7 protein-coding genes are annotated in these 12,725 nt (G+C 61.5%); all 7 read right to left on the reverse strand.

The window, feature by feature from the left end; genetic code table 11:
- Positions 1–96: 96 nt before the first annotated feature.
- Positions 97–2,058 (reverse strand): acyltransferase family protein, encoded by a 1,962-nt coding sequence (locus F624_RS34145; RefSeq protein WP_084679561.1) that lies wholly within the window; start codon positions 2,056–2,058, stop codon positions 97–99.
- A gap of 552 nt (positions 2,059–2,610) precedes the next feature.
- Positions 2,611–3,723 (reverse strand): glycosyltransferase, encoded by a 1,113-nt coding sequence (locus F624_RS0118805; protein WP_019575890.1) that lies wholly within the window; start codon positions 3,721–3,723, stop codon positions 2,611–2,613.
- Positions 3,720–4,883, reverse strand: coding sequence for a GumK N-terminal domain-containing glycosyltransferase (locus F624_RS0118810; RefSeq protein ID WP_019575891.1), 1,164 nt, complete (start codon positions 4,881–4,883; stop codon positions 3,720–3,722). The genes F624_RS0118805 and F624_RS0118810 overlap by 4 nt, the downstream gene beginning before the upstream one ends.
- Complete coding sequence (locus tag F624_RS0118815) at positions 4,883–7,027, reverse strand: alginate lyase family protein (protein WP_169426642.1); 2,145 nt, start codon at positions 7,025–7,027, stop codon at positions 4,883–4,885. The genes F624_RS0118810 and F624_RS0118815 overlap by 1 nt, the downstream gene beginning before the upstream one ends.
- A gap of 32 nt (positions 7,028–7,059) precedes the next feature.
- Complete coding sequence (locus tag F624_RS0118820) at positions 7,060–8,667, reverse strand: glycosyltransferase (protein WP_169426644.1); 1,608 nt, start codon at positions 8,665–8,667, stop codon at positions 7,060–7,062.
- 8 nt (positions 8,668–8,675) lie between these two features.
- On the reverse strand, positions 8,676–10,661 hold the full coding sequence (gene asnB, locus F624_RS0118825) for an asparagine synthase (glutamine-hydrolyzing) (protein WP_043426273.1): 1,986 nt from the start codon (positions 10,659–10,661) through the stop codon (positions 8,676–8,678).
- 21 nt (positions 10,662–10,682) lie between these two features.
- The gene (gene asnB / locus F624_RS0118830; protein ID WP_031255528.1) at positions 10,683–12,692 is read right to left on the reverse strand and encodes an asparagine synthase (glutamine-hydrolyzing); all 2,010 of its coding nucleotides are present in this window, start codon (positions 12,690–12,692) and stop codon (positions 10,683–10,685) included.
- Between the last annotated feature and the right edge of the window lie 33 nt (positions 12,693–12,725).

A 12,725-nucleotide genomic window follows, 5' to 3' on the forward strand; every position in this document is an offset into this window, starting at 1 on the left:
GCACCGGGGTCAAGATGGGAGCATGGACCGCTCATATGACGTGGATCGCATATGCGTATCCAAGTGAGAACGCCTGACCGCCTTGACGGCTGAAACTCAAGGCTTGAGCATGTCGTCCAAGACTTCCGTGCGGTCTACGATGGACGCAAAGTATTTAGCACCCAGCAGTGTGTGGTGCCCCATGTCGTAGAAGTACTTTCCCAGTGTCTTGCTGAGAATTTCACAACTCGAACCACGACAAACATATGCCATCCTGTCGATGACCTGGATCGAGTGTTCATGGACCAATCGGTCAACCAGCACCTCCAGATTCAGACTGGATTCCTTCCAATCCTCGTTAACGTATTTTCGCGAATGGAAATCCTGCGCGTATCGCGCGTTGACCGAATCAGAGATCTGATCATATCCATCACCACGCGCAACACCTTCCACGATCAGCCGATCCAGTTTTGTGAAAATGGCTCGCTCCATCCACGTAAAGACATTCTTACAAACGTAGACCTTCTTTCCATCGCGCTTCGTCTTGACCACAACCGACTCAAGGACCTCAAGATCAGCCTTCGACATCAGCGAGCAATAGACAACAACATCTGCCGCTCGATAATTCGGAGATAGAAAAAGCTCATCATTGATCTCAACGATATTGGCTCCAAATCTGGCCACCTGAAAATGATCTGACATTTTCCGAGAGAAGCGTAGAACATTATAAAAATCCACACTATGAGAATTTCCAACAACCAGCATTTTCGAGCGCAGATCCCCAGAATCAAAAACCATTTCTCGATCCCGAGGAACATTATTAACAGCATAAAATGGTATGCCGTTGATTTCCCGCTGCAGCTCCCAACTCTGACCAATCAGATAATAGTTATCCGCAACATAATCAGAATTCCTCTCCAGCGACCTCAAAAAATAGGGCGTTGATCTTTTACCCATGTAGTTATCATAAATTCCATAAGCTGCCGTAGAAAGTCCCACTAGAGACGCCAGACCCAGAACCCACAAGAGATCTCTCGTACGCCGAAGAAGGGCTCTACGCCGTATCGGGGTTTCAATGAAACGCCAACTAAGCCAAGACAGAACCAAGATCCCTGGAATCAACAAGACCAGATTCTCTGGGGCCATATCACCATAGCTTCTAAAACGGGCGAATGAAAAAACTGGTTGATGCCAGAGGTAGGCGCTGTAACTGAGCAATCCGATGGTGGGGATGGGCCGACTACCGAGCAATCGCCCCCCCCAGGTGTCCGGAAGTGCAAAAAGGATCGCTAGCGCGGCACCTACCGTCGGGATCAAGGCTGAAAAACCAGGAAATGGGGTCTTCTCATCATAGAAGAAGACAGAAGCCATCAACATCAACAACCCCAATGCCGATAAAAAATTCCTACGCCATGTCGGCCAGCGCCCGAGCATAGGCTCGAGTTGGGTGCAGAGAAAACCCAGCATAAACTCCCAAAATCTAGTTGGCAGCATATAAAAGCCAAAATCCGGCTTATTCATCGCAGCCCATTGAGCAAACAAAATACTAACCAACGCAAGCACAGCCATCAATAAAAATCGACTACGCGGCCCCATTCGCGCAGCCAAAATCAGCAAAGCCGGAAATACAATATAATATTGCTCCTCGACACCAAGACTCCAGGTGTGCAGCAATGGCTTCAGTTCATTTGACGCATCAAAATACCCCTTCTGACTCCCGAATAAAAAATTTGAAGAAAATGTCAAAACAGCAACGATGCTTTTCGAAAAATCAATCAACTGATTGGTATAAAACCAGAGCCAAGCTATCGGAATACAAATTAGCGACACCAAAAAAAGCATCGGAATGATTCTTCTAATTCGTCGCAAATAAAAGTCAATCAAGGAGAAGCGCCCCTGCTCCTTTTCGGATAAAATTATTTTCGAGATCAAATAGCCACTGATGACAAAAAATACATCAACACCGACATAGCCGCCTCGAAACGATTCCAGGCCCGCATGAAACAGCATCACAGCCATCACAGAAAATGCCCGAAGCCCATCTATTTCGGGCCGATATATGTGACAGCTCTGCTTCATAATCAGGAATCGAGTTTCAAACCGTTTTCAAATAACGACCAAGTCAGGGAAGCAACACCAATCAGGTCAAAAACCGACCTGATCGGGAATGGGGTGTCAGTTGAGCGGATGCACCTTTGGCAAGGCCTCAATGTGCTGAAGACAGCACTGACAGCATCGGCCTCCTTGTGGCTCATCCCGCACGCATACATTCGGCACCAATTTTCTGGACTCAAAGCCCTGTTGTGCATTCACACCAAATGGCACTCAAAATGTTCAGTGGGACAACAGGTCATCTCTCCAGGGCACTCATCAAAACTCAACAACAGTTTCAAACGCCATGAGACTGAAAGTATCAATGGGCAATGCGTAGTCCACTCCTGGATTCACCAACAACCCGATGCAGGCATCAACCGACGCAAGTGTCAAGCTCAGGATGCCGAGGGACCTCCAACAGATGAACGCCCGATCTTCTAGGCCGATAGCTTACCGCGGGGACGACACCGTTGACCGCATGCTGAAGACAACGGCCCGCACGACCGCGGTTGACTACAGCCCAGACGGCCCATCGACTCACAATGCATCGATTATTTCCTTGAGGGACCGAGCAAACCGATCAGATCCAAACAATTGCGCCTGTTGCTCGCAAGCGCAACGTGTAAGGCCGGGATCCATCGCCTCCAGTCGCTCCACCGCGACACATACCGCCTCGGCCGTCGGCGCTCCCTCGATGAGCCAACCGGTCTCGCCGTGACGAATCGTCTCCAGCAGCCCCCCCTCTGCCACCCCGATCACCGGCTTGCCAGCCGCCATGGACTCCACTGGCGACATACCGAAATCCTCATCTACCGGGACGTAGATCGTGGCACGGGCATAGCCGATGAGGTGCTGCATTTCTCGCTCGTCAACCCAGTTGGTGAATTCAATGTTCGTAACGCCCGATGCCATGGCCTTGAGGCGCTCGAACTGTGATCCGCCCGAAGCCACAATCAGGCGCCGGTCGGGCATCGCCATGAAAGCGTCGATGATGATTTCAACTCTTTTGAGCGGCTCCAACCGAGCCACTGATAAGTAATAGCCATGATCACCCAGCCAACGGAATGATCCGATGTCGACAGGGGGGTGCAACACCTGCGCCCGCAAGCCCAGGTACCGCTGCATGCGCCGAGCCACATTCTCGGAATTGACCAGCAGGAGATCCATGTGTTTTATCGCTGCTGCATAGCGCCAGCGAACCACTGCAGTGAACAGATCGAAGAAGGGTCGCAGTATCGGCGCCATCTGCCGTCGATAGTCTTCTCGAAGTTCGTAGGCAAACCTGGGCAGGCTGTGCCCGTAATAGATCCGCCGGCCGGATTTTTGCCAATGGACGGCCCACGGCGCATAGAAGCCGCTGTAGATGACGATGTCGGCATGCGCCAAAGCCCCCCCGCCCCAAGCAAAACAAACCATGGCCTCGGGGATCCGGGTCAGCCATCGAGTGAACCAACGCCCAAGGGTTCGCGGCTTCAGACGGGCCGCCGCCAGCAATGGCAAAACGGTCGGATAGACCCTCGATACCAGCACCTCCACCCCACCCAGGATCTCGGCCCCACCCAAGACCTCGGCCATGACCAGCGTCACCCGCTCAGCCCCACCGGCCACTTGCAGGTAGTCATAGCAGATGAAACGCGTCCCCGGTCTCATGCGTGCGCCAGCCCATTGAGGGTCGGCAGGAGTTGCTGCAGGCGCCCCTGCCAACTGCTGGCCAACGCAAAATCCCGTGCTCGCTGCCGATCCACCTGGGCCGACGCCTGGGCCTGCAAAGCCGACCGAAAAGCCTCAGCACCATGACACAGCTGCGCCGGATGCTCGAAGGCGCCCAGTTCATCCCAGTAGGTGGCTACCACGGGCAGGCCTGCCGCAAGGTATTCGTAAAGCTTCAGGGGGTGTACATGATTGACCAGCCCGGGGTACCGCTCACGATCAAACGGAATGATGCCAACCTGGGCGTGCTGCAGGTAGGCGCCCACCAGGCGCTGGGGTCGCGGCCCCAGCACATGGATGTTAGGTAGACAAGCCACCAATTGATCGGGGCTCAGGGGGCCGATGAGCACGAAATGGAAGTGAGGCAATGCCTTGGCACAGGCATGGAGCAGCCGAAAGTCAAACCAGGGGCCAAAGGCCCCCACATAAACGGCGATGGGGCCTGTGAGCCCCAGATATTCTTCAGGCCGGGCTTGGGGGGTCATGAAAACAGACGCATCAATCCCGTTGGGAATCACCTCTACGCGCCGTGCGCCCATCGCCGTCAAAGGCGCCTGCAGGCTGTGGGCAGCGGCCACCACGCAATCCACCTGGCTGATCAAGCCCCGCTCGACAGCCTGCGCACCCTGGCCGAACCCCCGAAAGCCCGAGTTCAGGTCCGCAGCACGGTAAACCGACGTTCGGTGGGGCATCGCCTGCAGCCAGAACGGCTGAAAGGCTGTATTGAGAAACAGCACGTCAACTTCAGAGAATCCCTGGCTCCGCAGCAAAGGCATGAGGGCTGGCGCCGCACTGCGCTGCCAATGGCGCAGGACGCAAGCCCGCTCCAGAGGGAACCGCAGGTCAGGGGCCACCCAGGCATAGGGCACGTAGTGCCAGACTCCGGTCTCTGGATCACGCTGGCCACCGGCCGCATGGTTGGCGCGGCGACAGTTCAGATCTTGATCCTGGGGCATCAGTCGGTGCAGCGGCGTCAGCGGTGCCGACACATAGGCAACCTCCCACCCCAGCCGGGCCCATTCGCGGGCAAAGGCATGGCTGCCCACCTGGAACGGAGAGTGCCAGTGGTGGATGGCCGTGATCAGGACCTTGCGTCGCATCAGCCCATGCTCCCTGGCGTCGACAGGCACCAGCCCAAGCGCCCCCGCAGCCCGGTGACCAGCAGCCGAGGGGCCGGCTCACTGAGCCCATAGCCCACTGAGACAGCCCCCTCGACCAGCACGGCCTGCCCCGCATCCAGGCGCAGTTGCAGCGACCGGCCCTGGCGGCTTGCCAGCCAGACACCAGGCTGGCTTTCACGCAGCAGGGTTCCTGGCGCCCACTGCCAGTGGACAGCAAACCCACCTTCGAACAGATCCTCGCCCACCAACGCCTCGGGACCGATCACCAGCCGGCGCTCGCAGGGGGGCCCGAAACCCTCGTGCCGACCGACCCAGTTCCGAGGCCCGACCTCCATCACGGCGCAAGCGCCTACCCGTTGCAGGCTGAACAGCCCCAGCCGACCTGGCAACCAGCCGTTCTGCTCGAGTTCGGCCACCGGGGTGTTGTGTGCTGCCGTGGCACGAAACCGGTTGCGCTCCTCGGGCAGCGGGGTGTAAAGATAGGTCCCTGGGTCGACGATGAAGGCCACGCCGTCGCTGCACACCTCCAGTGAAAGCTGGTCGTTGTGGGCATGCCCCCCCTGGCCGTTCTGCCCGACGGCGCCGCATCGGACGGCGCACCACAACGCCTTGCCCGGGTAGAGGGTGAGGCCGAAATCAGCGAAGTGCACCATCCCTGCGGTCTCGGGTTGCTGCTGCGTCGGGGCGATGGAACGGGCTCCGCACAAGGCCTGGATCACGGCAGCATCCACCGAAGCCGGCGATGCAGCAGGCGCCAGCAACGCACGGGCCGCCTCGATCAGGTGTCGGTGGTCGGTGTGGCTTTCGGTCCGCAGTGCACCGGCCTTGGTGTCCGGCATCCAGGCCGGCATCAGCTTGAAAAAGCGTCCGCTGTCGTTGTCGCCGATCTGCACCACCTGTCCGTCTGGTCGGGTGATGGCCCGGGAGAAGCGCTCGATACCCGCCACACAATGGGCCAGGCGCTCCAGGATGAGGCGTGCCGGCGGCGCGGGCTGTGGCAAGCAGGCCGCAGGATGGGGCCCCGGCCCACGGGCTACCAGAAGCCGCGGCCATTGCTGCAGGGCCGCCTCCAGCACCCCGGGGTCCAGACCGACCAGCAAGGCGGCTGCAAACACCACCATCTCACCGCTCAGCCGGTGATAGCTGGTGGAGCCCTCGAAGTTGGCCCCGTCGGGCAGAAACTGCAACTCGCATTCCGTCCACAAGGCCTGGGCGGCGAAGCCCAACCATGCCTGGGCCTCAGGCTCGGCTGGCAACGCCCGGGCCGCGAACAGCAGGCCGCAGATGTTGGCCAGATAGTGGTTGCTGCGCAGCCCTGGCGACCACTCGAGATTGCCCACGATGTGACGGCCGTGATCGCGCAGCGCGGCCTGCCACAGGGCCTGGAAGCCGGGCGACAGGCCCGCCTCGGTCGCCTGGAACAACGCCCCCGCCAAAGCCCAGTTCGCGGCTCGGATCGCCACGTCCATGGTGCAGCACCAGTTGACGCCAAACCGGGGTGGGTTGGCGGCCATGAAGTCGCAGACCTGATCCTCGAAAGCCTGACGTGCCGAAACGATCACAGAGATCTCAGAGCTGGCCAGCGCGTGCAGGGCAATCCAGGGGAGGTGCTGACAGCGGCTCAGTTCCCAAGGCACCTTGACATCGACCCCTGGCCGGTCGCCATAAACGATGTCTTGGTACCAGACCGAGGCCTCCCAGCGGAATCCGGACTTGAAATCAAGGTGCCAATCCATGCGCTCATAGCCGGGCGACAGGGCCTGGGTCCAGCGGTGGACGGCGTGGCGGTTGGCCCATGGGGTCCGCCCGTCCGACGCGGACATGGGGCTGGAATAGACGTGGCCGGCCACACCCGGAACCCGGACTGGCGCCACCACCCGCAGCAGGCCAGACCCGAGCAGATCGACCTGCTGGTCCATGGCTTGCCGCGCCAGGGTGCCCAGGGCCGGCCCATGCGCGGCCAAAGCCTGGAAATCGGGCCGCAGGGCCCAAGTCCAGGCCCCTTCAGGCCGGCGGATGTCGCCATAGCTGGACCAGAGGCGGTCGTGCAGCCGGAATGCGCAGGCCCGTACCACACGCACCAGCAACCACCAGGCCTTCTGCACCAGAACGTCGGGCGGCATGCCTCGGGCCAGGCGCCAATAATCCAACAAGGTCAGGCGCACAGGCGCTCCAGGGCAGTCAGGATGCGGCCCACGTGGGCCTGCCATGTGTAGTGGGCCAGGACCTCCAGGCGGGCCCGGCGGGCCATTTCCTGGGCCCCTTCCGGATCGGCCAGGACACTCAACAAGCCCTCCGCCAGGCTCGCGACCGAACCAGGCTCGACCAGCCTGGCAGACACCCCATGGCTCAAGACCTCGCCGATCTGCCCCAGGCGCGACGCGACGATGGGCTTTTGCATGGCCATGTATTCAAAGACCTTGGTAGGTGAGCCAAAAAATGCGGAGCCATCGGGGTTGGGCACATGCGGGGCCACCAGCAGGTCACAGGCCGCCAGCCACTGAGGACCCTCCTTTTGCGGCACTGTCCCGGGGAAATGGACCGAGGCCTCGATCCCGAACCGAACCGCCAAGTCGCGGCACTGTGCCTGGGTCTGCCCGTCGCCGATCATCAGCAGATGCAATGGCTTGCCGCACCCCGTGGAAGGCCAGGCCTCCAGCACCCGTGCAAAGGCCTCCACCAGCACTTGGGCCCCATGCCATTTGCCAAAGGTCCCGATGAAACCGATCACACAGGCATTTTCCAACGCAAGGCGCCGCCTCAGGGGCATACCGTCCACCTGGGGCGAATAAACCTGCGGGTCCACGCCATTCGGGTTGACCAGGATGCGCTCCGGCGCCACGCCGATGGCCTCCAGTTCAGCCCGCAGCGGCGCGCTCACCACCACCACCAGATCGGCCTGCCGCAGGTTCAGCATTTCGATCTCCTGGGCCAGGGCTGGGTAGCGCAGACCGTTGCCCCAATGCTGGCCGATCCAGACTTCGGAGCCGTTGTACTCGAGCACCAGGGGCACCTTGAAATGTCGTGCTGCCCAGACCCCGGCATACTGGTGCAGACTGTAGCGCTGGTAGATCCAGGAGGGCTGCTCCTGGGGAGTCTGCCAGTGCCGGACCATCCACTCGTTCAAGGCCAGGGGAGGACACTCGCGAAAATCCCAATACCGGTCCGGCAGTGCGAGGGGGCGGAAGGTCACCGCCCGATCCACCAGGGGATTGGCGGTCGGGGCCCAGAGAATCGGCGAACCGCCAAAGTCGGCCAGGTGGTTGACCACCCCGGCCACATGGGTGATTGAGCCCCCGGCCGGCGTCCCGAGCCAGAGATCGGTCTTCAGGTACCACGGCGCCTGACGCGCGGGCACCGCGGCCAGGGTCGCACGCGGGCGCGGCTGGGCGAGCAGGGTCACCTGCTGGCGGGCCCGCCGCAGGAGGCCAGGGCGGCCCCAAGCATCCAGCAGGCTGTGCCAGGCCTGGGCCAGCAACGCTGGCCAATGCACGGACAAGGTCTGGCCGTCCTGGGACTCGATCACGCAACGGCGACGGGCCAGACACCACAACAGGAGCATCAGCAGAAAGCGCCGCGGCAGGTGCCGGGCACTGTAGGTCAGCAGCCGCACCTCGCGATAGGCCAGCAGCCGCCGCATCCAATGCCCCTGGTAGGCCAGCGCCACAAAGGCCTGCAGATCGAGCATCTCGGTCTGGGCATCGCCCGCAGGTGGCAGGCGGCCATCGAGGATCAACAGGCACGTGGGCCTGGCCGAGGTCAAGGCCGATGTCATCCCCACGCCCCCGACTCGATGAAGCGTTCATGCCAGGCGCACAGGTTGAAAATCACCCAGAGATAGTGGGCATGGTTGCGGTGCCCGGAACGGTGCCGGGCAAACAGGGTGCGCAGCACGGAGGCACGAAACCACCCGGCCCGGAACAGGCCGGAGCCCAGGATGCGGGCCTCGACCTCATGGCCCCAGTCGCCCCGAAGCCACTCGGCCATCGGTGCGCCAAAGCCACGCTTGGGCCGGTCGATGACCTCGTCAGGAATCAGCCCCCGCATCGCGTCCTTCAGCACCGCCTTCCCCACGCCCCCTCGAGTCTTCCAGGCCGAAGGCATCTGCATGGCCAACTCGATCAACTCGTGGTCCAGGAAAGGAACCCGGGCCTCCAGGGCATGGGCCATGGTCATCTTGTCCACACGCATGAGCAGCAGTTCAGGCAGACGGCATTTCAATTCGTAGTAGATCATCCGCCCGAGCAGGTCCTGGCCGGCGCCGGCCTGCTCCAGATGGGCGCGCCAGGGAGCGATCACCTGGTAGCTGTCATAGCCCTCGCCCGGGGCCATCAGCCCCGCCGGATAGGCCGCGGGCTCTGGCACGGGCAGGGCCTGACAGTCCATCAAGATCTGCTTCTGCGTCTCCCAGAACGTCGAGGCACCGCTCCAGAAGACCTCACGATCACCAGCAGCCCGAGCGGCAAAATCAGCCCCGACCGAGGCATCCCAACGCAGAGAGGCCCAGCGCCGGGCGCCCCCCGCCAGGGCGCTCTGCAACCAGGCCGGCAGCCCTGTGAAGGTCTTCCAATGGGTCTGGTGCACGCGCATGAAGTCCTGGTAGCCGGAGTAGCCGGCAAATGGCTCGTCCGCGCCCTCCCCCACCATGCAGACCTTGACATGCCGGGCCGCCAGGCGAGACACATGGAACAGGGGAATGCAGACCCAGTCGGCCAGGGGTTCGTCCTGGCTGAAAAGGATCTCATCCCAGGACTCTCGCAGGTCCGACTCTCCGATGATCACCTCATGGTGTCGACTGCCGAAGTGGCGGGCCACCTCGCGGGCCTGGGCCAGTTCATTGAGGTGCTCGTGGTCCTTGAACCCAACCGAAAACGATTCGACGGCCTGCTGGCCGGCACGGGTCATGGCCCCCAGGATGGACGAAGAGTCCACGCCGCCGGACAAAAAGACCCCCACCGGCACGTCAGACACCAGGTGCTCGTTGACCGAGGACTGGAACCGCTCGGACAGGGCCCGGGTCACCTCCAGCCGCGCCGCCTCGTCATTTGCGGCATGGCACACCCGCGGTAGCGGATCCCAATATGAGAAAGCCCGCTGGGCCGTGCCTGGCCCAAAGACCAGACCGTGCGCTGCCGGCAACTTGCTGATACCCTCAAACATCGTCAGCGGCGCCGGGGCCACCATGCCGCTCAGGTAGTGGTACATCGCCACCGGGTTCATGGTGCGGCGCACCCCGCCATGCGCCAGGATGGCCTTGATCTCCGAGGCGAACAGCAGCAGCCCGTGGCTGACCGTCCAATACAGGGGCTTGATACCCAGCCGATCTCGCAGCAGGAAGAGCTGCTGCTGCTGCGAATCCCAAAGGGCGATGGCGAACATGCCCTTGAGGCGCTGAAGCAATCCGGCTACACCCCATTGGGTGTAGCCGTGCACCAGCACCTCGGTGTCCGAATGATCGGTCTTGAACACGTGCCCGCAGCGCATCAGCTCAAGGCGCAACACGGCGTGGTTGTAGATCTCGCCGTTGAAGACCAATTGCACCGTTCCCGCCTGGTTGCCCATCGGCTGGGCCGACGCCGGCACCGGGTCGATGATTGCCAGGCGTCGGTGTGCCAGGCCGATGCGACGGTCCGGTGCCAGCCAGAGGCCCTCGCCATCGGGCCCCCGATGGCGCATGGCCTCGCGCATGTCGAGCAAGCGCGCGGGGTCAACGGCCTGCCCGGCCCCCAGCGCCAACGCTCCGGCAAATCCACACATCAATGCACCTCTGCCCGAACGTCAAAAACAATCGGCATGGCCTTCAATCCACGATTCGTACCACAGCAAGGCATTGAGGACCGTCCACAGATGAAAGCTGTAGCCCCCGCCCGAACCCGTCTGCTGCTGCAACAGGTCCTTGAGGTAGCCGGCGTCGAAGAACCCCTCACGCAGCAAGCGTGATCGGTCCAGCGCGGCATGGCAGCGACGGGCAAAGGCTGGATCTTTGAACCAGGACTCCATCGGCGCACCAAAGCCCTGCTTCTTGCGGTAGATCATGTCGTGGTCGAGGTAAGGCTCCGCCGCCCGCTTCAGCAGGTACTTGCCTTCTCCGTTGCGCAACTTATAGGACAGGGGCAGGCGCATGGCGAACTCGACCAGATCGTGATCCAGGAACGGCACCCGGGCCTCGATCGAATGCGCCATGGTCAGCTTGTCCACCCGCATCAGCAGGTGCTCGGGCAGGCGCAGCTTGAGCTCCATGTAGGTGATCTTCTGCAAAACCTCGGGTTGCGCCAGTTGGCCAGAAAGGGGCCCCAGGTAGTGATTGACCACGGCATGGCTGTCCAGTTGGGCAAAGGCCGGAGGCAGCAGACCCGGTACGGGGCAATCGACCGTGTCCGAGAACGGCCCCAGCAGCGGTGTCAGCTGCTCGCGCATGCCACCCCACCAACAGACCGCTCCACCCCAGAACAGCTCCTGCCCAGCCATCGCCCGCTTTTGGATCTCAAGGTCCTCGCGCCCCAGGTTCGGCAGCCCCGACTTGCCCCTGGACAACAGGCGGCGCCACCAGGGCAATGACTGGCCCTGGCGCAAGGGGGCATACAGACTCTCATGCTTCTGGCGGTAGTGCTCAACCCACCAATAGCCCAGCAGGTTCTCATCGGCACCCTCGCCGACCTGGACCACGGTCGTGCCGCTTTCCTTGACCAGCTTGGACAGGAAATACAGCGGTATGCAGACGTTGTCGGCAATCGGCTCATCCTGGAGCTGCACCAGCAAGGGAAGAAAGTCCTGAGCATCCTGACGGTTGATCAGGGTCTCGTGGTGCTCGGTCTTGTAGCGCTGCGCGATGCGGCGGGCGAACTCGAACTCGTTGGACTTGTCTTCGCCCTCGTAGCCGATCGTGAAGGTGGAAACCGGACGGTCCATCATTTCACTCATCAAGGCCACGTTCATGCTTGAGTCGACGCCCCCGGAGAGCAGCACACCAAAGGGCACATCCGCCACCATGCGCCGCTCGATGGACTTGCGCAGCAGTCCCGTCAGTTGCTCAACCGCTTCCGGCTCGCTCAACTGGGCCTCCGTCAGCGTCTTCGACGCGGAGGGCACGCAGTCCCACCAGACACGGGCTGAGGCCTGGCCTTGGGCATCGATGCTCATCACATGTCCAGCCGGCAGCTTGAACACGCCCTTGAACAAGGTCATGGGCGCTGGCGTCACGATGAAGGTCAGGTAGTGCCAGAAGGCCGTGCGGTCCATCTGGGGCGACAGCTCAGGGTGGGCAAACAGAGCCCGGATTTCGGAGGCAAAGAGCCACTCCCCCGATGAGGTGCGCGAGAAATACAGCGGCTTGACCCCCAGGCGGTCGCGGGCCAGGTGCATGACCGGCCGGCCGGGAACCCGCTCGTCATAGACGGCGAACGCGAACATGCCGTAGAAACGGTGCAGACAGTCCAGCCCCCATTCCTCGTAGGCATGCAGCAGCACCTCGGTGTCTGAATGGTCGGTCACCCACTGGTACTTGCCGGTGGCGACCAGGGCACGGCGCAATTCGGCATGGTTGTAGATCTCGCCATTGAAAACCAGATGCACCGTTCCGGCGGCATTCGACATCGGCTGCGAAGCAGAGGTCGAGAGATCGATGATGGACAGGCGCCTGTGGACCAGGGCGCACCGCCCATCCACCGCACGCCAGAGGCTTCCACCATCTGGCCCGCGATGCACCATGCGATCCCTCATGCGGGCCAGAACCCGATCCTCACAAACAGGCCGTCCCTGAGGGCGGTATGCCCCTGCTATGCCGCACATCGTGAACTCCCTGCCAAATTCGTGTGAAAACTA

Origin of the sequence: Curvibacter lanceolatus ATCC 14669 (assembly GCF_000381265.1) — a bacterium.
Taxonomy (GTDB): Bacteria; Pseudomonadota; Gammaproteobacteria; order Burkholderiales; family Burkholderiaceae_C; genus Curvibacter; species Curvibacter lanceolatus.